Annotated in this window: 17 protein-coding genes and 1 pseudogene; 8 read left to right on the forward strand and 10 right to left on the reverse strand. The window is 73.1% G+C overall.

All coding sequences use genetic code 11. The features are described from left to right. Positions 1–417 precede the first annotated feature (417 nt). Positions 418–591, reverse strand: a pseudogene (locus tag ACFVYR_RS05725) (acyl-CoA dehydrogenase); the annotation flags it as partial. 109 nt (positions 592–700) lie between these two features. On the opposite strand from ACFVYR_RS05725, the gene ACFVYR_RS05730 reads away from it, so the two are divergent. Genes ACFVYR_RS05730 through ACFVYR_RS05740 form a run of 3 tightly spaced genes read left to right on the forward strand, consistent with a single transcriptional unit; the run spans position 701 to position 3796 of the window. Further along, complete coding sequence (locus tag ACFVYR_RS05730) at positions 701–2347, forward strand: AMP-binding protein (RefSeq protein ID WP_384257884.1); 1647 nt, start codon at positions 701–703, stop codon at positions 2345–2347. 9 nt (positions 2348–2356) lie between these two features. Next, positions 2357–3172 (forward strand): PaaX family transcriptional regulator C-terminal domain-containing protein, encoded by an 816-nt coding sequence (locus ACFVYR_RS05735; protein WP_384257886.1) that lies wholly within the window; start codon positions 2357–2359, stop codon positions 3170–3172. Positions 3173–3223: 51 nt separating this feature from the next. Next, positions 3224–3796, forward strand: a complete 573-nt coding sequence (locus tag ACFVYR_RS05740; RefSeq protein WP_384257889.1) for a HutD family protein — start codon at positions 3224–3226, stop codon at positions 3794–3796. On the opposite strand, the gene ACFVYR_RS05745 is transcribed toward ACFVYR_RS05740, so the two are convergent. Together ACFVYR_RS05745 and ACFVYR_RS05750 are read right to left on the reverse strand one after the other, a co-directional pair. Further along, on the reverse strand, positions 3762–6104 hold the full coding sequence (locus ACFVYR_RS05745; RefSeq protein WP_384257891.1) for a bifunctional salicylyl-CoA 5-hydroxylase/oxidoreductase: 2343 nt from the start codon (positions 6102–6104) through the stop codon (positions 3762–3764). The two genes, ACFVYR_RS05740 and ACFVYR_RS05745, sit on opposite strands and share 35 nt — an antisense overlap. A 2-nt stretch (positions 6105–6106) precedes the next feature. Next, on the reverse strand, positions 6107–6934 hold the full coding sequence (locus ACFVYR_RS05750; RefSeq protein WP_384257893.1) for an enoyl-CoA hydratase family protein: 828 nt from the start codon (positions 6932–6934) through the stop codon (positions 6107–6109). A 299-nt stretch (positions 6935–7233) separates the two neighbouring features. Here ACFVYR_RS05750 and ACFVYR_RS05755 point away from each other — a divergent pair, with 299 nt between their 5' ends. Beyond that, positions 7234–7695: an ATP-binding protein gene (locus ACFVYR_RS05755; RefSeq protein ID WP_384257925.1), complete on the forward strand. Its 462-nt coding sequence runs from the start codon at positions 7234–7236 to the stop codon at positions 7693–7695. Here the strand turns inward: ACFVYR_RS05755 and argF are convergent. The 4 genes from argF to ACFVYR_RS05775 form a co-directional block, all read right to left on the reverse strand. Continuing rightward, a complete protein-coding gene (gene argF, locus ACFVYR_RS05760; protein WP_384257896.1) occupies positions 7643–8662 on the reverse strand; it encodes an ornithine carbamoyltransferase in 1020 nt (339 codons plus the stop codon). The genes ACFVYR_RS05755 and argF overlap by 53 nt on opposite strands. Positions 8663–8793: 131 nt before the next feature. Beyond that, entirely contained in the window at positions 8794–10026 is a 1233-nt protein-coding gene (locus ACFVYR_RS05765; RefSeq protein ID WP_384257898.1) for an arginine deiminase, read from the reverse strand. Between the two features lie 67 nt (positions 10027–10093). Further along, on the reverse strand, positions 10094–12673 hold the full coding sequence (locus tag ACFVYR_RS05770; RefSeq protein WP_384257900.1) for a polynucleotide kinase-phosphatase: 2580 nt from the start codon (positions 12671–12673) through the stop codon (positions 10094–10096). Beyond that, complete coding sequence (locus ACFVYR_RS05775; protein ID WP_384257903.1) at positions 12670–14214, reverse strand: 3' terminal RNA ribose 2'-O-methyltransferase Hen1; 1545 nt, start codon at positions 14212–14214, stop codon at positions 12670–12672. Before ACFVYR_RS05775 ends, ACFVYR_RS05770 begins: the two co-directional genes overlap by 4 nt. Before the next feature lie 115 nt (positions 14215–14329). Here ACFVYR_RS05775 and ACFVYR_RS05780 point away from each other — a divergent pair, with 115 nt between their 5' ends. Then, complete coding sequence (locus ACFVYR_RS05780) at positions 14330–14668, forward strand: DUF6233 domain-containing protein (protein WP_384257905.1); 339 nt, start codon at positions 14330–14332, stop codon at positions 14666–14668. A 94-nt stretch (positions 14669–14762) separates the two neighbouring features. Here the strand turns inward: ACFVYR_RS05780 and ACFVYR_RS05785 are convergent, their stop codons facing one another. The 3 genes from ACFVYR_RS05785 to ACFVYR_RS05795 form a co-directional block, all read right to left on the reverse strand. Further along, positions 14763–15722 carry a SigB/SigF/SigG family RNA polymerase sigma factor gene (locus ACFVYR_RS05785; RefSeq protein ID WP_384257908.1) on the reverse strand — a complete coding sequence of 320 codons (960 nt, stop codon included), beginning with the start codon at positions 15720–15722 and terminating at the stop codon, positions 14763–14765. Positions 15723–15739: 17 nt separating this feature from the next. After that, complete coding sequence (locus tag ACFVYR_RS05790; protein WP_384257910.1) at positions 15740–16720, reverse strand: VOC family protein; 981 nt, start codon at positions 16718–16720, stop codon at positions 15740–15742. A 149-nt stretch (positions 16721–16869) separates the two neighbouring features. Beyond that, complete coding sequence (locus ACFVYR_RS05795; RefSeq protein WP_384257913.1) at positions 16870–17574, reverse strand: DNA polymerase ligase N-terminal domain-containing protein; 705 nt, start codon at positions 17572–17574, stop codon at positions 16870–16872. A 249-nt stretch (positions 17575–17823) separates the two neighbouring features. Here ACFVYR_RS05795 and ACFVYR_RS05800 point away from each other — a divergent pair, with 249 nt between their 5' ends. Genes ACFVYR_RS05800 through ACFVYR_RS05810 form a run of 3 tightly spaced genes read left to right on the forward strand, consistent with a single transcriptional unit; the run spans position 17824 to position 21228 of the window. After that, positions 17824–18510, forward strand: a complete 687-nt coding sequence (locus tag ACFVYR_RS05800) for a response regulator transcription factor (protein WP_384257915.1) — start codon at positions 17824–17826, stop codon at positions 18508–18510. Between the two features lie 43 nt (positions 18511–18553). Next, positions 18554–19192: a DUF4255 domain-containing protein gene (locus tag ACFVYR_RS05805; RefSeq protein ID WP_384257917.1), complete on the forward strand. Its 639-nt coding sequence runs from the start codon at positions 18554–18556 to the stop codon at positions 19190–19192. Continuing rightward, complete coding sequence (locus ACFVYR_RS05810) at positions 19189–21228, forward strand: ATP-binding protein (protein WP_384257920.1); 2040 nt, start codon at positions 19189–19191, stop codon at positions 21226–21228. Before ACFVYR_RS05805 ends, ACFVYR_RS05810 begins: the two co-directional genes overlap by 4 nt. Positions 21229–21371: the final 143 nt, after the last annotated feature.

The following is a 21371-nucleotide window of genomic DNA, read 5'->3' on the forward strand; positions in this document are numbered from 1 at the left end:
GCAGAGGTCCATGGCGCGGGATCCTCCGTCGGTTGGGCGGTGTTGCGGGTGCGGGTCCGATGTGGCCGGTCGCGCAGTTCCCCGCGCCCCTGGAGAGGTCGGGCTGTGTTGTGGGTGCGGGTTTGATGTGGCTGAGTGCGCAGTTCCCCGCGCCCCTGGGGGAGACGGGCTGTGTTGTGGGTGCGGGTCCGATGTGGCCGGTCGCGCAGTTCCCCGCGCCCCTGGAGGGGCCGGGCTGTGTTGCGGGTGCGGGTTTGATGTGGCTGGGTGCGCAGTTCCCCGCGCCCCTGAGGGAGCGTCGCCTGGGCCCGCGCCCTGGACTGGGGCCACGCCTTCGCCTGAGTCCGCGCCCTGGCCTGAGCCCGCGCCTTCGTCCGAGCCCGCTCGTTCGTCTCGTCCCGCTTCTTCCTCTCCCCCACCCCTCTCGAACAACGTCTCCAGCAGGCCCAGTTCGCCCAGTGCCGCCACCAGTGGCCGGTTCACGTGGCCCGGGGTGCCCTGGTCCGCCAGGGGGCGCAGCCGCTCCTCGGCCAGGGTGCGGAGTGCTGCGCAACGGGCGGTTTGTTCGGGATTGAGCGAGAATGCCGTCACCGCGGACCTCTCCTTTATCGCGCACCGTTGACTGTCGTCACCATCACGATACGCTCGTCGAGCGAGCCCACCACAGCGCCCGACCGGCAGGCAAGGGGGCAGAGCCGCCATGGAATCCACCGGCCATCGAGGACTGACAGCATCCGGCCACGTCGACACGTTCGCCCGGGACCATCTTCCGCCCGGCGAGCGGTGGCCCGTGCTGGTGCACGACCGCCCCGAACTGCACTACCCCGCCCGCCTCAACTGCGGTGCCGAGCTGGTGGACCGGACACTGGAACGGTTCGGCGCCGGACGCCCCGCCTTCCACGCCGCGTCCGGCGAGACCTGGACGTACGGCACGCTGCGGCAGCACGTCGACCGGATCGCGCACGTACTGAGCGACGAGCTCGGCGTGCTGCCCGGCCAGCGCGTCCTGCTGCGCGGGCCCACCTCGCCGTGGCTGGCGGCGTGCTGGCTCGCCGTGATGAAGGCGGGCGGCGTCGCCGTGACCGTGCTGGCCCAGCAGCGCTCGCAGGAGCTGGCCACCCTTTGCGAGATCGCTGAGGTGCGGCACGCGCTGTGTGACATCCGTTCGGTGGACGACCTGGTCAAAGCCGGTGCGCCGGGGCTCGGCGTCACCACGTACGGCGGGGGCGGGCCCGACGATCTGCTCGTACGCGCCGCGCGGCAGCAGCCCGAGCGCTACGAGGCCGTGGACACGGCCGCCGACGACGTCGCGCTGATCGCGTTCACCTCCGGCACGACCGGCCGCCCCAAGGGCTGCATGCACTTCCACCGCGACGTGCTCGCCATCGCCGACACCTTCGCGCGGCACATCCTGAAGCCGGTGCCCGACGACGTCTTCGCGGGCAGCCCCCCACTCGGCTTCACCTTCGGGCTCGGCGGTCTCGTCATCTTCCCGCTCCGCTTCGGCGCCTCGTCGGTGCTGCTCGAACAGGCCGCGCCCAAGCAGCTGTTGCCCGCCATCGGCCGGCACGGGATCACGGTGCTCTTCACCGCCCCGACCGCGTACCGCACCATGCTCGACCAGCTCGACGGGCACGACGTCTCCTCGCTGCGCCGTTGCGTCTCGGCCGGTGAGAACCTGCCCGCGGCCACCTGGCGGGCCTGGCACGAGCGCACCGGACAGCGCGTCATCAACGGCATCGGCGCGACCGAGCTGCTGCACATCTTCATATCCGCCGCCGACGACGCGATCAGACCCGGCACGACGGGGCGCGCCGTGCCGGGGTGGCAGGCGCGCGTGGTCGACGAGTCCGGCGTCCCGGTGCCGGACGGCGAGCCCGGGCTGCTCGCCGTGCGCGGCCCGGTGGGCTGCCGCTATCTCGCCGACGACCGCCAGTTGCAGTACGTGCGCCACGGCTGGAACATCACCGGGGACACCTACCTCCGGGACCCCGACGGCTACTTCCACTACGTCGCCCGCGCGGACGACATGATCATTTCGGCGGGGTACAACATCGCCGGTCCGGAGGTGGAGGACGCCCTGCTCCGCCACCCGGACGTCGCCGAGACGGCGGTCGTGGGGCGCCCCGACGAGCTGCGCGGCCAGGTGGTGGTGGCGTACGTGGTGCCGCGCGAGGGGGTGCGGCGGGACGACGAGGAGGCGGCGCGGCTGCGCGAGTTCGTCAGGGCGGAGCTCGTACCGTACAAGTGCCCGCGGGAGTTCGTCTTCCTCGACGCGCTGCCGAGGACGGCCACGGGCAAGCTGCAGCGGTTCCGGCTGCGGGCGGGCGCGCCCGGACGCCCGTAGAGTGATCACGTGTCCGAGCAGCACACTCCACGGTCCCTGATCGTCACCTTCTACGGCGCCTACGGGCGGGCCGCGCCGGGCCCGGTCCCGGTGGCCGAACTGGTGCGCCTCCTCGCCCCGGCCGGCGTGGACGCGCCTTCGGTGCGCTCCTCGGTGTCCCGGCTGAAGCGGCGCGGCCTCCTCGTGCCCGCGCGCACCGAGGCGGGCGCCGCGGGGTACGCGCTCTCGCCCGACGCCCGCCAGCTCCTGGAGGACGGCGACCGCCGCATCTACGGGGCGCAGGCCGCGCGACAGGAGGGCGGCTGGGTCCTCGCCGTCTTCTCCGTGCCCGAGGCGGAGCGCAACAAGCGGCACGTGCTCCGCTCCCGCCTCGCGGGCCTCGGCTTCGGCACGGCGGCGCCGGGCGTCTGGATCGCCCCTGCCCACCTCTACGAGGAGACCAGGCACACCCTGGACCGGCTCCAACTCGCCCCGTACGTCGACCTGTTCCGCGGCGCGCACCTGGGTTTCGCGGCGACGTCCGAGGCGGTCGCGCGCTGGTGGGACCTCGCGGCGCTCGCCAAGCAGCACGAGGCGTTCCTCGACCGCCACGAGCCGGTGCTGCGTTCCTGGGAGTCCCGTGCGGACGGACCGCCGCCCCCGGAGGAGGCCTACCGCGACTACCTCCTCGCTCTCGACTCCTGGCGCCAACTCCCCTACGCCGACCCGGGCCTGCCCGCCGAGCTGCTGCCCGCGGACTGGCCGGGCGCCCGCTCCGCCGCGGTGTTCGCGGCGCTTGACGAGCGGCTGAGGGGGGCCGGGGCCCGGTTCGTGTACCCCGCATAGGCTGACCCCCGGTGCGGCTGTGCTGATCATGCGTCCGGGAGGAAGTGGCTGATGGACGGGGATGTGCTGCGCTGGAGCGCGTACCGCGGCATGCCGTGGAGGAACGGCGGCGGTACGACGAGGGAGGTCGCGGACGGCGACGGCTGGCGGGTGAGCGTCGCGGACGTGGACGCGGACGGCGCCTTCTCCCGCTTTCCCGGGATCGACCGCGTGATCACCCCGGTGGAGGGCGAGGGGATGGTGCTGACGGTGGACGGCGTACCGTGCCCGGTCGGACCGTTGAGCCCCTTCGCCTTTCCCGGTGACGCCGCGACGGACTGCCTGCTGAAGGACGGCGCGGTGCGCAACTTGAACGTGATGACCCACAGGGGCCGGGCGACGGCGCGGGTCCGGATCGTCGCCAAGGTCGCGGCGCGGGGCGCGGAGGCCGTCTGCGCGGCGGGCGAGATCCTCTTCGTCATGGCCCTCACCGAGGGGCTCTCCGTCGGCGGGCCCGGCGGGCGGGAGACGTCGCTCGGCCGTCTCGACTGCGTACGCCGGGACGGCCCGGGGGCGGTGGCCCTGCGGGGCGAGGGCACGGTGGCAGAGGTCAGGATCGGGGTCGGCGCGGCGGACAGGCTCTGAGTCTCGGCTTGGGGGCGTCGGTGCGGCCGGTCTGCGGACGTCGACTGCCCGCGCGGTACTGGAGCGGCCACGTGGCGCCCGGTCCCGCGTAGCCCTGCTCGGCGGCGGCGTGCAGCGTCCAGTGCGGGTCGTAGAGGTGCGGGCGGGCCAGCGCGCAGAGGTCGGCGCGGCCCGCGAGGAGCAGGGAGTTGACGTCGTCCCAGGAGGAGACGGCGCCGACCGTGATCACGGGGATGCCGGTCAGGTTGCGGATGCGGTCGGCGTACGGCGTCTGGTAGGAGCGGCCGTACGCGGGGTGTTCGTCCGGGACCACCTGGCCCGTGGAGACGTCGATCGCGTCGGCGCCGTGGGCCGCGAACGCCCGCGCGATCCCGACGGCGTCCTCGGCCGTGGTGCCGCCCTGCGCCCAGTCGGTGGCGGAGATGCGGACCGTCATGGGTTTGCCGTCCGGCCACACCTCCCGTACCGCGTCGAAGACTTCGAGCGGGAAGCGGAGACGGCCCGGCAGGTCCCCGCCGTACGCGTCGGTGCGGCGGTTGGTGAGCGGGGAGAGGAAGCCCGAGAGCAAGTAGCCGTGCGCGCAGTGCAGTTCGAGGAGGTCGAAGCCGGCCTGCTCGGCGCGCCGGGCCGCGGCGACGAACTGGTCGCGGATCCGGGTCAGCCCCGCGCGGGAGAGTTCGCGCGGAATCTGGCTGCCCTGCTTGTACGGGAGCGGTGAGGCGGCCTCCAGCGGCCAGTTGCCTTCGGGCAGCGGGTCGTCGATGCCCTCCCACATCAGCTTCGTCGAGCCCTTGCGGCCCGAGTGGCCGAGCTGGAGGCCGATGGCGGTGCCGGGCGCCTGCGCGTGCACGAAGTCGGTGACGCGGCGCCAGGCCTCGGCCTGTTCGGCGGTGTAGAGCCCGGCGCAGCCCGGTGTGATGCGGCCGCGCTCGCTGACGCACACCATCTCGGTCATGACCAAGCCCGCGCCGCCGAGCGCCCGTGCGCCCAGGTGCACCAGGTGGAAGTCGCCGGGGACGCCGTCCAAGGCGGAGTACATGTCCATCGGGGAGACGACGACACGGTTGCGCAGGGTCAGTTCGCGCAGCCGGAAGGGCGTGAACATCGGCGGCGTACCGTCCGGGCAGCCGAACTCGCGCTCCACGGAGCGGGTGAAGCGGGCGTCGCGCAGCCGGAGGTTGTCGTGGGTGACGCGGCGGCTCCGGGTGAGCAGGTTGAACGCGAATTGCAGCGGCGGCTGGCCGAGGTGGTCGGGCAGCCGCTCGAACCACTCCAGGCTGGCGCGGGCCGCGCGCTGCGTGGAGGCGACGACGGGGCGGCGCTCCGCCTCGTACGCCCGGAGCGCGGCCGGGATGTCCGGCTGCTCCTCCAGGCAGGCGGCGAGCGCGAGGGCGTCCTCGACGGCGAGCTTGGTACCGGAGCCGATGGAGAAGTGCGCGGTGTGGGCGGCGTCACCGAGCAGGACGGTGTTGCCGTGCGACCAGCGGGCGTTGGTGACGGTGCGGAAGTTGGTCCAGGACGAGTTGTTGCCGCGCAGGGGACGGCCGCCGAGCGCGTCCGCGAAGATCTTGGCGCAGCGTTCGGTGGACTCCCGCTCGTCGAGGTCCGCGAAGCCGGCGGCCTCCCAGACCTCCTCGCGCATCTCGACGATGACGGTGGACGCGCCGGTGCCGGTGCCGGGGCCCGCGGCGGAGAAGGGGTAGCCGTGCAGTTGCAGCACGCCGTGCTCGGTCTCGGCGATCTCGAACCGGAAGGCGTCGAAGGCGAAGTCGGCGGCGAGCCAGATGTAGCGGCAGCGGTGGGTGGTGAGGCTCGGCCCGAAGACGTCGGCGTGCGCCTCGCGGGTGCGGCTGTGCACGCCGTCCGCCGCGATGACCAGGTCGTACGCCGATGAGAGCGCGGCGGCGGGCGGCGCCTCGGTGCGAAAGCGCAGCTCGACGCCGAGGTCGCGGCAGCGCTCGTGCAGGATCTCCAGGAGCTTGCGCCGGCCGAGCGCCGCGAAGCCATGACCGCCGGAGGTGTGGCGCATCTCGCCGCGCACGATGTCGATGTCGTCCCAGCGCACGAACTCCGCCTGGAGGGCGGCGTAGACGGCGGGGTCGGCGTGCTCGATGCCGCCGAGGGTCTCGTCGGAGAGGACGACGCCGAAGCCGAAGGTGTCGTCGGGGGCGTTGCGCTCCCAGACGGTGATCTCGCGGGCGGGGTCGAGGCGCTTGAGCAGGGCCGCGGCGTAGAGGCCGCCGGGGCCGCCGCCGATGACGGCGATGCGGTGGGCGGCGGCGCGCGCCGTGGGCGGGGTCGTGGCCATGGTCACCGCCCCTGCCACTTCGGCGGGCGCTTCTCCGTGAAGGCCGCGTGGAACTCGGCGTAGTCCTCACCGTTCATGAGGAGGGCCTGGGTCGACGCGTCCAGCTCGACGGAGGCGGCGAGCGGCATGTCGAGTTCGGCGGTGAGCAGCGCCTTGGTCTGGGCGTACGCGAGGGCGGGGCCGTCGGCGAGGCGGCGGGCCAGGGCCTGCGCGGCCTCGGCGGCCCCGCCTTCCTCCGTCAACTCGCTGATCAGGCCGATGCGTTCGGCCTCGGGCGCGCGCACCGGTTCGCCGAGCATGAGCAGCCGCGTCGCGTGGCCGAGTCCGACGACGCGCGGCAGCAGGTAGGCCGCTCCCATGTCGCCGCCGGAGAGGCCCACCCGGGTGAAGAGGAAGGAGAACCGGGCGGAGGGGTCGGCGACGCGGAAGTCCGCGGCGAGGGCGAGCACCGCGCCCGCGCCCGCCGCCACCCCGTGCACGGCGGCGACCACCGGGAAGGGGCACTCCCTGATGGCGCGTACCACCTGGCCGGTCATGCGGTTGAAGTCGAGGAGCTGGGCGGTGTCCATGGCGAGCGTGGCGCCGATGATCTCGTCGACGTCGCCGCCCGAGCAGAAGCCGCGCCCCTCGCCGCCGAGGACGAGGGCGCGTACGGACTTGTCGCGGGAGAGCTCGGCGAGCAGGTCGCGCAGGTCGGCGTAGGCGCCGAAGGTGAGCGCGTTGAGCTTGTCGGGGCGGGCGAGGGTGACCGTGGCGACCCCGGCGTCGACGGTGAGGCGCAGATGCCGCCAGTCGGGGGTGCGGGTCGCGGAGCCGGTGAAGGGACTCATCAGATGCGGCCTCCTCGGCCTGGGGCTGGAGTGCGCTGCGGTGGCTACCTCATGAAGTTATCACCGTTCTGTGACCGCCGTCACGAGTACGCGATACGCGCGCCGCCCCGCTGCCCCGTGACCCCTGCCCGCTCCCCCGCCCGCTCCCCCACCCCGCGAGGAACGGACGTCCCGATTCACGCGTCTTGTCCCGTGAGACACCACAGGGCCGGACGTCCCGGAAATGCCCGACCGTCGCCCCTGTCGGGACAGCACTTAAGATTCGTACGGTTGAAAGCAGGACCGCCCGCCTGCTTGCCCTGAACGGACCCGCCTTGCACGAGCCTTCCTCCCCCGCCTCCTGGCGCATCACGCTGCCGCACACCACGGCAGCCGTGCCCGTCGCGCGCGCACTGGTCCGTACGGCGCTGACCGACATCGAGTCGTCCGCCGACACCGACACCGCCGAGCTGCTCACCGCGGAGCTGGTGGCCAACGCTGTCGAGCACACCGGGGGCAAGGAGCCCATAGAGCTGGTGATCGAGCTCCTGCCGACCGGCTGTCAGGTCGAGGTGCACGACTCCAACCCGCTGCCGCCCGGCGATCTCACCGACCCCGACGCGCGCGAGCCGGACCCCTGGCAGGAGCACGGCCGAGGCCTGCTCCTGATCCGCACCCTCAGCTCGTCCTGCGGTCACCGCCCCACCGCGTCCGGCAAGGCCGTCTGGTTCACGCTTCCCGCCGGGCGGGGCCGGCCAGCGTCGCGACCAGGACCGCCTTGATCGTGTGCAGGCGGTTCTCGGCCTCGTCGAAGACCACGGAGTGCGCCGACTCGAAGACCTCGTCGGTGACCTCCAGGGATTCCAGGCCGTACGTCGCGTGGATCTCCCGGGAGACCTGGGTGTCCAGGTCGTGGAAGGCCGGCAGGCAGTGCAGGAACTTCACGTCGGCGTTGCCGGTGGCGCGCAGCACGTCCATCGTCACCGCGTAGGGCGCGAGGGCGGCTATGCGTTCGGCCCACACCTCCTTGGGCTCCCCCATCGAGACCCACACGTCGGTGCCGACGAAGTCGGCGCCCCGTACGCCTTCGGCGACGTCCTCGGTGAGCGTCAGGCGGGCGCCGCTGGCCGCCGCCAGCTCGCGGGCCCGCGCGATGACGTGATCGGCCGGCCAGTAGGTCCTGGGCGCGACGATCCGGACGTCCATGCCGAGCAGGGCGCCGGTGACCAGGTAGGAGTTGCCCATGTTGAAGCGGGCGTCACCGAGGTAGGCGAAGGCGGTCTCATGGAGCGGCTTGGCGGTGTGCTCGGTCATCGTGAGCACGTCGGCGAGCATCTGGGTGGGGTGCCAGGCATTGGTCAGGCCGTTGTAGACCGGCACGCCCGCGTGGGCGGCGAGCGTCTCGACGGTGTCCTGCGCGTCCCCGCGGAACTCGATGGCGTCGAACATCCGGCCGAGCACCCGGGCGGTGTCCTTGGAGGACTCCTTCTTGCCGATGTGCGAGCCGGACGGGTCGATGTAGGTGGTCGACGCGCCCTGGTCGGCGGCGGCCACCTCGAAGGCGCAGCGGGTCCGCGTGGAGCTCTTCTCGAAGATCAGCGCGATGTTCCTGCCGCTCAGCCTGCGCGTCTCGGCCCCGGCCCTCTTGGCCGCCTTCAGCTCCGCCGCCAGGGCGACGAGGCCGCGGAACTCGTCGGCGGTGAAGTCCAGCTCCTTGAGGAAGTGGCGACCGGTGAGGTCTGTGGCCATGAGGCGCTCCAGGGATACGGGAAGAGGGGTGCGGGGACAGGGGTGCGGACACGGTGGGCTTGAAACTATATACGACGGTCCGCATCTATATACAGACGCGTCTGCCCGGTGAATGCGGTCGGGAGAACCCCCTACGCCCCGGGCACCGCCTCCCGCTCCACTGGGCAGCTCATGCACCGCGGCCCGCCCCTGCCGCGCCCCAGCTCGCTCCCCCGGATCTCGATCACCTCGATGCCCTGCTTGCGCAGGAAGGTGTTGGTCGTGGAGTTCCGCTCGTACGCGACGACGACACCGGGCTCCACGGCGAGGACGTTGCAGCCGTCGTCCCACTGCTCGCGCTCGGCCGCGTGCACGTCCTGCGTGGCCGTGAGCACCCGGATCGAGTCCAGGCCGAGCGCGGCGGCGACGGCCCGGTGCATGTTCTCCGGCGGGTGGTCGGTGACCTTCAACTCCCGGTCCCCGACGCCCGGTTCGATGGTGTACGAGCGGAGCATGCCGAGGCCCGCGTACTGGGTGAAGGTGTCGCCGTCGACCATCGTCATGACCGTGTCCAGATGCATGAAGGCGCGCCGCTTCGGCATGTCGAGGGCGACGATCGTCTGCGCCGAGCCCGCCGCGAACAGCTTGTGCGCGAGCATCTCGACGGCCTGCGGGGTGGTGCGCTCGCTCATGCCGATGAGTACCGCGCCCTTGCCGATCACCAGGACGTCGCCGCCCTCGATGGTCGAGGGGTAGTCCGCCTGGCCCTGCGACCAGACGTTGAAGTCCTCGTCCCGGAACAGCGGATGGTGCCGGTAGATCGCCTCGAAGTGCACGGTCTCGCGCTGCCGGGCCGGCCAGCGCATGGCGTTGATGGAGACGCCGTCGTAGATCCAGGCGGAGGTGTCGCGGGTGAAGAGGTGGTTGGGCAGCGGGCCGATCACGAAGTCGTCCAGGTCCATGCAGTGGAAGCGCACCGAGGTCGGCTCGGGGTGGGCCGCGAGGAACTCCCGCTTGGTCATGCCGCCCACCAGCGCCTCGGCGAGCTCCGCCGAAGGCATCGTCTCGAAGGCGGCCCGCAGGTGGTCGGTGGCGAGCGGGCCGTACTCCTTCTCGTCGAAGACGCGGTCGAGGACGAGGAGGCGGGCCGCGGGCACGTCGAGGGTCTCGGTCAGCAGGTCGCCGAAGAGGTGGACGGCCACGCCGCGGTCGCGCAGCACGTCGGCGAAGCCGTCGTGCTCCTGGCGGGCCCGGCGCACCCACAGGACGTCGTCGAAGAGGAGGGCGTTCTTGTTGCTCGGAGTCAGCCGCTTGAGCTCCAGATCGGGGCGGTGCAGTATGACGCGGCGCAGCCGCCCGGCCTCGGAGTCGACATGGAATCCCATGGGACCCATCTTTCCCCGGCCGGGCGGCCGACGCCCGTCATTGCGGCCAAAGCCGCCGGACAGGCTCTCAGAGCCGCGGGTCCACCGGCTCCGACTCCAGGGCGAGGACCGCGAACACCGCCTCGTGCACGCGCCACAGCGGCTCGCCCGCCGCGAGCCGGTCGAGCGCCTCAAGGCCGAGCGCGTACTCGCGGACGGCGAGCGAGCGCTTGTGGCCGAGGAAGCGGCCGCGGAGCTTCTCCAGGTTCTCCGGGCGGGTGTACTCGGGACCGTAGATGATCCGCAGGTACTCGCGGCCCCGGCACTTGATGCCGGGCTGGACGATCCTGCCCTTGGCGTCCCTGACCAGCGCCTCGACCGGCTTGACGACCATGCCCTCGCCGCCGCGGCTGGTCATCTCCAGCCACCAGTCGACGCCCGCCCGCACGGACGCCTCGTCGCCGGTGTCGACGTAGAGGCGGCGGGTGGTCTGCAGCAGGCCGCTGCCGTCGTGCTCCACCATGCGGTCGATCAGGGCCAGTTGCCGGTCGTGCGGGAGCGCGGCGAGGCTGCGGCCCTGGACCGCCAGGAGCTGGAACGGCGCGAGACGCACGCCCTCAAGACCCTCGGTCGGCCAGCAGTAGCGGCGGTAGGCCTCGGTGAACGCGGCGGCGTCCGCGGCCCGGCCGCGCTGCCTGGGCAGCAGGTCACCGGTGTCGACACCGCGCGCCGCCGCGGCCTCGACGGCGGCGAGGGCGGCGGGGAACACGGCCCCCGAAGCGGCGCCCACGGCCGCGTACTGCGTACGGAGCAGCCCGGACGCCTTCAGCGACCACGGCATCAGCTCCGCGTCGAGCAGCAGCCAGTCCGTCTCCAGCTCGTCCCACAGGCCCGCGTCGGTCACGGCCGCGCGCACCCGGCCGAGCACCTCCTCGGTGGTCGCAGGGTCCCGGAAGAAGGGGCGTCCCGTGCGGGTGCAGAGGGAGCCGGTCGGGCCGCCCTCCACACCGAAGCGCTCCCGGGCCACGTCCGCGTCGCGGCAGACCAGGGCGACCGCGCGCGAGCCCATGTGCTTCTCCTCGCACACGACGCGGGCGACGCCGTCCTGGGCGTACGACGCGAAGGCCTCGGCCGGGTGCTCCAGGTAGCCGTCCCGGTGCGAGGTGGCCGTGGGCGCCATCGTCGGCGGCAGGTACGGCAGGAGCCGCGGGTCGACGGCGAAGCGGCTCATGACCTCCAGGGCCGCGGCCGCGTTCTCCTCGCGCACGGCGACGCGGCCCGCGTGCCCGGTCTCCACCGCGCGGCGGCCGTGCACGTCGTTCAGGTCGAGCGGGCGCCCGTCGTGGCCGCCCGGCGCCTCGGTGCGCAGCGGCTTGACCGGCTCGTACCAGACCCGCTCCGCCGGTACGTCGACGAGTTCCCGCTCCGGCCAGCGCAGCGCGGTCAGGCTGCCGCCGAAGACGGCGCCGGTGTCCAGACAGATGGTGTTGTTCAGCCAGGTCGCGGTGGGCACCGGGGTGTGGCCGTAGACGACCGCGGCCCGGCCCCGGTACTCCTCCGCCCACGGGTAGCGCACGGGCAGGCCGAACTCGTCGGTCTCGCCGGTCGTGTCGCCGTACAGCGCGTGCGAGCGCACCCGCCCCGACGTACGCCCGTGGTACTTCTCGGGCAGACCGGCGTGGCAGACAACGAGGCCGCCGCCGTCCAGGACGTAGTGCGAGACGAGACCGTCGACGAACTCCCGCACCAGTGCCCGGAACTCCTCGCTCTCCCCGGCCAGCTGCTCGACGGTCTCGGCGAGGCCGTGCGTGTGCTGGACGCCGCGGCCCTTCAGGTACCGGCCGAGCTTGTTCTCGTGGTTGCCGGGGACGCAGAGCGCGGTGCCGTCGGCGACCATCGACATGACGCGGCGCAGCACGCCCGGGGTGTCCGGGCCACGGTCGACGAGGTCGCCGACGAAGACGGCCGTACGGCCCTCCGGGTGCGCGCCGTCGACGTAGCCGAGCTTGCCGAGCAGGGTCTCCAGCTCGGCGGAGCAGCCGTGGATGTCGCCGATGATGTCGAAGGGACCGGTGAGGTGGGAGAGGTCGTTGTAGCGCTTCTCGGTGACCACGGTGGCGGCCTCGACCTCGGCCACGCCCCGCAGGACGTGCACCTTGCGGAAGCCCTCGCGCTCCAGGTGGCGCAGGGAGCGGCGCAGTTCGCGCTGGTGGCGCTGGATGACGCGGCGCGGCAGGCCTGCCCGGTCCTCACGCTTCGCGTTGCGCGCGGCGCAAACCTCCTCGGGCACGTCGAGCACGATGGCGATGGGCAGCACGTCGTGCTGTCTGGCCAGCTCGATCAACTGCTTGCGGCTGTCGCTCTGCACGCTGGTCGCGTCGACGACGGTGCGCCGCCCGGCGGCCAGCCGCTTGCCCGCGATGTAGTGCAGGACGTCGAACGCGTCGCGGCTCGCGCCCTGGTCGTTCTCGTCGTCGGCGACGAGCCCGCGGCAGAAGTCGCTGGATATGACCTCGGTGGGCTTGAAGTGGCGGCGCGCGAAGGTGGACTTGCCCGACCCGGTGGCGCCGACGAGGACGACGAGGGAGAGGTCGGTGACGGGGAGGACGCGGGGCTCGCGCGGGGTTTCGGTACTGACACCGGTGCCGGTGCTGCTGTCGTTCGTCATGCGGCCCGCACCTCCTTCGTGGCGTTCGCGGTCTTGTCGCTGTGCGTGGTCTTGTGGTCGTGCGTGGTCTTGCCGTTGTGCGGGGTCTTGTCGGCCCGGGTGAACACGGCCAGCTGCGTGGGCGCTCCCACGTCCGGGTCCTCGTCGCCCACCGGGGCGAACTCCACGCCGTACCCGTGCCGCTCGGCCACCTTGCGGGACCACGCCCGGAACTCCTCGCGCGTCCACTCGAAGCGGTGGTCGCCGTGGCGCACATGGCCCGCGGGGAGCGACTCCCAGCGGACGTTGTACTCCACGTTCGGCGTCGTCACGAGGACGGTACGGGGCCGCGCGGAGCCGAACACCGCGTACTCCAGGGCGGGCAGGCGCTCCACGTCGAGGTGCTCGATGACCTCGCTGAGCACGGCCGCGTCGTACCCCTTGAGCCGCTTGTCGGTGTACGCGAGCGACCCCTGGAAGAGCTTGACGCGCTCGGCACGGCGCTCGCCCATGCGGTCGAGCTTGAGCCGCCGCGAGGCGACGGTCAGCGCGCGCACGGACACGTCGACCCCGACGATCTCGGTGAACCGCACGTCCTTGAGCAGCTCGTGCACCAGCTGGCCCTGCCCGCAGCCCAGGTCGAGCACGCGGCAGGCCCCGGCGGCGGTCAGCGCGGCGAGGATCGCCTCCCGGCGCCGCACCGCGAGCGGCACCGGCTTCTCCTCGGTGTCGGCCCCCTCGTCGACGGCGTTGTCGATCTCCTCGACGTCCGTGTCGTCCGCGTCGGCGAGCCGCACCAGTTCGAGCCGCTGATCGGCCTCCCGGGTCAGCGACCGGCGCCGCGAGAGGTAGCGGCTGGTGATGACCTGCTGCTCCGGGTGGTCCGCCAGCCAGCCCTCACCGGCCCGCAGCAGCTTGTCGACCTCGTCGGGCGAGACCCAGTAGTGCTTGGCGTCGTCGAGGACGGGCAGCAGGACGTACAGGTGGCGCAGGGCCTCGCCCAGGGTCAACTTCCCGTCGGGCGCCTCCAGTACGAGGTGTACGTACCGCGAGTCGCCCCACTCGGGGAACCGCACGTCCAGCGGGACCGGCGTCGCCGTCACCGTCCAGCCGAGCGGCTCGAAGAGCGCCCGCACCAGCTCCGCGCCGCCGCGCGCGGGCAGGGCGGGCACCTCGACGCGGAGCGGCAGCGGCCGCGCGGCCCGCTCGGGGAGCGCCTTGCACACGCCGCGCATCGCGGTGGAGAAGACCGCGCTCAGCGCCACGGCGAGCAGTGAGGAGGCCGCGTACGGCCGGTCGTTCACGTACTGCGCGAGTGCCGCGTCGGGCGCCCCGCCCCTGCCCTTACCCTTCCCCTTTCCGCGCCGCACGAGCGCGATGGGGTCGACCTCCAGGAGCAGCGCGGCCGTGCAGCGCTCGGTCGTCGCCTCTGGGTAGAGGACATGCGCGCTGCCGTGCGCGGTGCTGTACACCTGCGCGTTGTCCGGGTGCTTGTGCAGCAGGAAGCCCAGGTCAGTGGCCGGGTTCTGCGCATCGCCTGTAGTCGAGATCGTCAAGAACACACGGCTGAGTATCGCGCCCGGCCGGGGGGAAAGCCACGGAGTTTGTCCCTGTCGGGGGCCCCACGAACATCGGGGTCGAGTCCTTCGCGCACTCGCACCCTCTAGACTCGAACATGTGAACGATCCGCGTCCGCCGACCCGTCTCGACCTGCTGCGCTTCCTGGAACGCGTACAGCTCGGCGACCTGGCGCGCACGCGCAAGTGGATCGCCGACGAGGAGCGGCGCGAGGCCGAGCGGCGCCGCGGCGAGCAGGCCCGGCCGCCCGTCCCCGACTGGCTGATCGAGCAGGGACTCGGCGGGCGGACGCCTGTGTACGTGCATCTCGGGGGCTGTCACATGGCGGGCAGCCGCGTGCGCGGTGTCGCCCGTGAGGCGGCGCTCCGCGCGCTCGCCGAGAACGTCGATCCCTGTCCGCACTGCCGCCCCGACACCGAGCTCGGCGTGCTCGACTGAGCGGTGCCGGGCTGTCCGGACTGTTCGGGCTGTTCGGGCTGTTCGGGCTGTTCGGGCTGTTCGGGCTGTCCGTGCGCTCGCGCCCGGCCGCCCGCTACTCGCGCGTCAGGAGTCCCGCGCGCAGCTGCGCCAGGGTGCGGGAGAGGAGCCGGGACACGTGCATCTGCGAGATGCCGAGCAGGCGGCCGATGTCGGCCTGGGTCATCTCCTGGCCGAAGCGCAGCTCGATGATGCGGCGCTCGCGTTCGTCCAGTTCCGCCAGGAGGGGGGCCAGCGCGTGGAGGTGTTCGACGACCTCCATCGCGGGGTCGAGGTCGCCCATGACCTCGGAGAGCGAGCGGCCGCTCCCGTGCGCGACGCCGTCGTCGCTCAGGTCGTGCGGGGCGTCCAGGGATCCGGCGGCGTAGCCGTTGGCGGCCACGATGCCCTCCAGCGTCTGCTCCTCGCTCACCCCGAGGTCGGTCGCGAGTTCCTTGACCGTCGGTTCACGGCCGAGCGTGGAGGACAGCTTCTCCTGCGACTTGGCCAGTTCGGTGCGGAGCTCCTGCAGCCTGCGCGGGACGTGCACGGCCCAGCTGGTGTCCCGAAAGTACCGCTTGATCTCACCGAGGATGCAGGGCACGGCGAACGAGACGAACTCGAACCCGCGGTCCGTGTCGAACCGGTCGATCGCCTTGATCAGACCGACCGTTCCCACCTGGACGATGTCCTCCAGCTGGCCGTTGCCGCGGTTGCGGAAGCGGCCCGCCACGTAGTGCACCAGGGAGAGGTTCATCTCGATGAGGGTGTCGCGCGCGTACGTGTACTCGGGCGAACCCTCCTCCAGCGTCCGCAGCCGCTCGAAGAAGAGCTTCGACAGCTCCCGGGCGTCCTTCGGCGCGACCCGGTCCGTGTCCGTGATCCGCGGCAGCCCGGCCGCCGCGCCGCGCCGCGGTCCGAAGAACCCGCCTTGCGGGGGCACGAGGAACTCTCCTCGCGGAAGGCCGGCGGATCCGCTCGGCGCGCCCTCGTCCGGCTCAGTGGCCTCGTCCAGGCCGACTGCCCGAAGAAACATCGTCCTACCCTTCCTGCCTACGCTCGATCTGCACTGTTCGGCTCGCGGCGGCCATCGCCCGCGACGACCGTGAACGGGATGCCCTCCCGGTCCGCGAGAACGGCCTCCCGCCGGGAGCGTGGCCCCCGCGGTGGTGAGATCACGCGCCCGCCCCACTCCACGGCCGACGCGGCGGCCGCCTCGACGTCGGCCACCCGGAAGCTCGTGTGCCAGCGGTACCGGCCCTCGGAGCCCGGCGCCGTCCCGGTCCTGAGCGCGGCGACCGTGCGCTGTCCGCCGCGTACCGCGATCCGGTCGTCGACGTACTCCACGTCGCAGCAGGCGCCCTCCTCACCGGCCCAGCCGAGTACGCCGCCGTAGAAGAGGGCCGCCGCGAAGATGTCCCGCGTGTGCAGGTCGAGCGCGGCGACCGGGCCTCGGCCCACGGTCCAGCGCGGGTCGGGGGTCTTCTGGCGCAGGCCGAACACCGCGTCCTGCGGTCCCGCCACCACGGCGACCCGGCCCGTGCCGGTGTTCAGCGGCCCGACCGCCACGGTGGCGCCCCGTTCCCGCAGGCGGGCCATGGCGATGTCCATGTCGGGGACGCGGAAGTACGGCATCCAGTTCGCGTAGCCGCCGAGCTCGCAGGCGGACTCGCTGATGGTGCCGACCGGCGCCCCGCCCTTCAGTACGAGGGAGCGCGCGCGGCCCGCCGAGCCGAGCAGCGGCACGTGGCACCAGCCGAGGACGCGGCCGTAGAACTCCTCGGCGGCGCGGAGATCACGCGTGACCAGGCTCAGCCAGCACGGCGCGCCGTACGTCTCCCCCGAAGCGCCGGACGGCGGGCTGTCCCGCGGAACGGCGGCGGGCCCGCGCTCGCCCGGCGGGACGAGGCGCAGCGCCCTGGTCTTCCAGAACGCCCTGACCCCGGTTCGGGCCCGGGGCGCCGCACGGCTCCGTGTCCCCGCGCGCGGGGCCGGGGTCCCCGGGCGGGCCGTCCGCTCCCATTCGTCGCTCACGCTCATGTCCCGTGGCACAGCACAGACCTCTCCTCGACCGATTCCTGGCGTCCGAGGTGGTGGTTCCGCAACTGATACCCGACATACCGGGACTTTTCTCACCTATCCCGGGGGCGAAGGTCCCCGGGCGCACACGAGGAAGGTCGCTCCTATTCAGGCGCGTCCGGTGCCGCCGCGACCTGGCGCAGGGTGCGGCCGCTGCGCGCGGAGCGGGCCCGGCGCGGGTCGGGGGTGCCCGCGCCCTTCCCGCCCCCGGAGCCGGTCCGCACGAGCAGCCAGGTCGGCTTGGCCGATCCGCCGCTCTTCTCCTCGCGGCCGTGGAACCGGGTGAGCGCGTACCGCCCGCGGAGCTTCTCGCCGTGCAGCTCGAACGTGGCGTGGCCGTTCTCCAGCGCCCGGCCGAACGGCACGGGCCGCTTCTTCTTGTCGTGGCTGGTCGGCCGGTAGGTGCCGCGGTCCCAGACGATGACCGTGCCGCCGCCGTACTCGCCCTCGGGGATCACGCCCTCGAAGTGCCGGTACTCCATGGGGTGGTCCTCGGTGGGGATGGCGAGCCGCTTGTCGTGCGGGTCGGTGGAGGGTCCCTTGGGGACCGACCAGGACTTGAGCACGCCGTCGACCTCCAGGCGGAAGTCGAAGTGCATCGTGCTCGCGTCGTGGATCTGCACCACGAAGACGGGCTCGTCGCCCTGCCGGTCCTGCGCGGCCTCGTCCTGCCGTGTCCCGCCCACCTCGTCCTGCGCCCGCTCCGCGCGCTCGCCGCTCGGTTCGCTCGTGCGCTCGCCGCTCGGTTCGCGCGTCCTGTCGAAGCGCCGCTTCCCGCGGTAGGTCCGCAGCTGGTCCTTCTCGCTCACGACGGGCTCCTCTCCGTCGGGTCGCCGATCCGTGGCCGATCCGTGACCGATCCGTTGGCGCCGGGTACCCCGTGATCGCCGCCGACACGCGCCGTTCGCCCTGAAAGTGACGGTACGGGAGAGCGTGCCGGTCGGCATGGTGTCGCCGACCGGTCGGTAAACGACCTCGTTGATCCGGCGACAATCGTTTGTTGATCGGTCTCGGTCACCCTGTGCCCGTCGCTATTCGGGGGAAGACAGGGAACTTCAGTGTCCGATACACGCATATCGGTGGTCGTGCACGCCACCGACCCCCTCAGCCGGGCCGGAGTGATCAGTCATCTCCGGCACGAACCGACCGTCGAGCTCCTGGACCGCCCCGTGGACGGCGCGCAGCCGCCGGAGCCCGGCCGGGCCGCGGCGCCGTCCGCCCCCGGGCGGGTCGCCGTCATGCTGGTGGACCGGCTCGACGACCCGGCCGGCGCCGAGCTGCGCCGCCTGGCGAGATCCACCGAGCAGCGCGTCGTGCTGATCGCCAGCGAACTGCGCGAGCCCGAGCTCCTCTCGGTCGTCGAGTACGGCGTACGGGCAATCCTGTGGCGGCACCAGGCGACCCCGCAGAAGCTGCTGCGTGCCGTGCACAGCGCGGCGCGCGGCGAGGGGGAACTGCCGCCCGACCTCATCAACCGGCTCATGGCCCAGCTGGGCCGCCTTCGGCTCTCCGCGCTCGACGGCCCGCCGTCCGCCGCCGGCGCCCTGCCCACCCTCGGCATGGCGCCCCGCGAGGTGGACGTCGTGCGGCTGATCGCGGAGGGCCTGGACACCAAGCAGATCTCGGAGAAGCTCGCGTACTCCGAACGCACCGTCAAGAACGTCCTGCACGCGCTCATGACGCGCCTGCAGCTGCAGAACCGCGCGCATGCCGTCGCGTACGCGCTGCGGGAGGGATACATCTGATGCGACCGAACCACCCCTTCCCGCTCGCCCGGGGGGCCCGGCCGTGATCCACGAAGTCGACGAGGCGCTGCGCGCGCTGCTGCGCGGGGCGCTCCCGGAAGGCGCGGGCGAGGTCGTGTTCGAGGCGCCGACCCGCGACTGGGCGGCGCGGCGCAACGCCCCCACGCTCAACTCCTACCTGTACGACATCCGCGAGGACGTGGCCCGGCGCGAACGCGGCGCCTACGCGGAGCGCGGCCCTGACGGCACGGTGCTGCGCAGGCGGCAGCCGCCGCGCTGGTTCCGGCTCTCCTACCTGCTCACCGCCTGGACCAACCGCCCCGAGGACGAGCACCGGCTCCTCTCGGCGGCCCTCGGCACCCTGCTCGCCCACGAGCTGCTGCCGCCGGACGACCTGCCCGCCGCGCTCGCCGCGCTCAGTGTCACCCTGCCGCTGAGCGTCGCGGTGCCGCCGCCCGAGTCCCGCTCCATCGCCGACATCTGGTCGGCGCTCGGCGGTGAGCTCAAGCCGTCCCTGGACGTGGTGATCACCGTGCCGTTCCCGGTCTCGCCGACGTACGACGTGGCGCCGCCGGTCACCGAGGGCGCGGTCGTCGCCGTGCGCGACAAGGCCGGTGAGCTGGGCGAGCCCCGGCCCCGGATGCTGCGCAAGCCGCGGGACGCCGGGACGGAGGAGCGGTGAGCGCCGCCGCCGAAGCGCTGCTGACGCGCCTCGCGTCGCTGCGCGGACGCGTCGCCGAGCTGGTCGAACGGCGCGGCGCGGACGACCCGACGGCCGCGGACCCGCTGCGCGGCCTGTACGTGACGCCCGAGACGGCGCACCGGCTGGCCACGGCGCCGCCACCGGCGACGGTGCCGCCACCGTCCGCCGAAGAGACGGCGGAAGGCGGTGCTCCCGACCCGCTGGACGAGCTGGCGCGGCGGTTCGGGCTCGGTCCGCTCGACCGGGACATCCTCCTCGCCGCCCTCGCCCCCGACGTCGACCGCCGCTTCGAGCCGCTGTACGGCTACCTCAACGACGACGTGGGGCGCCGCAGGGCCACCGTGGCGCTCGCCCTCGACCTCGCGGGCACCGGACCGCACGACCCGCTCGCCCGCGCCCGCTTCCATCCGCTGGCGCCGCTGCGGTCCAGCGGCCTGGTCGTCGTCGAGGACGAGGACAGGCCGCTGCCAGGGCGGGCCCTGCGCGTACCGGAGCGGGTCGTCGCCCAGCTGCTCGGCGACGACGGCCTCGACCCCGAACTCGTCGGGCACGAGGTCGAGCTGCTGACCGGCGAGACCCCTGCCGAGGCCGTGCACCCGCTCGCCGCCCGTGTCGCCGCCCTCGCCGCCGAGGGGCCGCTCCTCGTCCACCTGCGGGAACGCAGGGAAGGCACCGCCGCGGGCCCGGTGGCCGACGCGCTGCGGGCGGCCGGACTGCCCGTCCTGCGACACCGGCCCCCGGGACGCACCGGGGACGGCGCAGCCGCGTCGGCCACTGCCACCGCCACCGCCACGGCGCTCGTGCGTGAGGCCCGCTTGCGGCGGGCCGCGCTCGTCGTGGGGCCGCTGCCGCCCGAACCGGGTCCCCTGGTACGGGACCTGGCGACCGGCGACGTACCCGTGGTGTTCTTCGGCAGCGAACCCTACGACCCCGGCTGGGCGCCGGACGCCGGGCTCCTCGCGCTCGACGGGCCGCAGGACGGCGTCGACGTGTCCGGGGCCTGGCAGAGCGAACTGGCCCGGCACGTCCCCGCGTACGAGCCGGACTTCGACCTCGGCGAGGCCGTCGCCCCCTACCGGCTCAGCGGCGCGCAGATCCGCCGGGCCGCGCGCGGCGCCGCCCATCTCGCCGCCTTCGACGGCACCCCGCCGACCGCAGCGCACCTGCAGCACAACGCCCGCCTTCAGTCCGCGCCCCTGCTCGACAAGCACGCCCGGCGGATCAGGCCCGAGGTCGGCTTCAAGGATCTCGTCCTGCCGGACGAACCGCTCGGCCTGCTCCACGAGCTGGCGCTGCGCGCCCGGCACCGCGACAAGGTGCTCGGCGAGTGGCGGCTGCGTACCGGCGGCGGGCGTGGGCGCGGCGTGATCGCGCTGTTCGCCGGGGACTCCGGCACCGGCAAGACGCTGTCGGCCGAGGTGGTGGCCGGTGAACTCGGCCTTGACCTCTACGTCGTGGACCTGTCGGCGGTCGTCGACAAGTACGTCGGGGAGACGGAGAAGAACCTGGAGCGGATCTTCGTCGAGGCGGACCGCACGGACGCGGTGCTGCTCTTCGACGAGGCCGACGCCGTCTTCGGCAAGCGCTCGGAGGTCAAGAGCTCGCACGACAGGTACGCGAACCTGGAGAGCGCGTACCTGTTGCAGCGCCTGGAGGCGTTCGACGGCATCGCGGTGCTTACCACCAACCTGCGGGCCAACATCGACGACGCGTTCACGCGCCGCCTCGACCTGGTGGTGGACTTCCCGTTTCCCGACGTCGAGCAGCGCGTCGCCCTGTGGCGGACCGCGCTGGCCGACACGCCCTGCGAGCCCGGCATGGACGACGAACTGACGCGGTGCGCCAAGGAGTTCGAGCTGTCCGGCGGCGCCATCCGGTCGGCCGCGGTGACCGCCGCCTATCTGGCGGCGGGGCACGGCGGGCCGGTGCGGGGCGAGGACGTAAGGGCCGGGGCGCTGCGGGAGTACCGCAAGATGGGGCGGCTCGTGCCGGGCGGGTCGCTGCCCTGGCAGTGACCGCGGCTGACGTACGGCCGACGTACGGCTGACGCACGCAGTGAAGCGGTGGGGGGGGCGGGGGGGGCCCCCCCCGGGGGGCGGGGCCCCCGGGGGGGGTTTAAAACAAGTCGGGCGCCCCGCGGGGGGGGTGGGTTTTTGTA

This window comes from Streptomyces sp. NPDC058284, assembly GCF_042881135.1.
GTDB lineage: Bacteria > Actinomycetota > Actinomycetes > Streptomycetales > Streptomycetaceae > Streptomyces.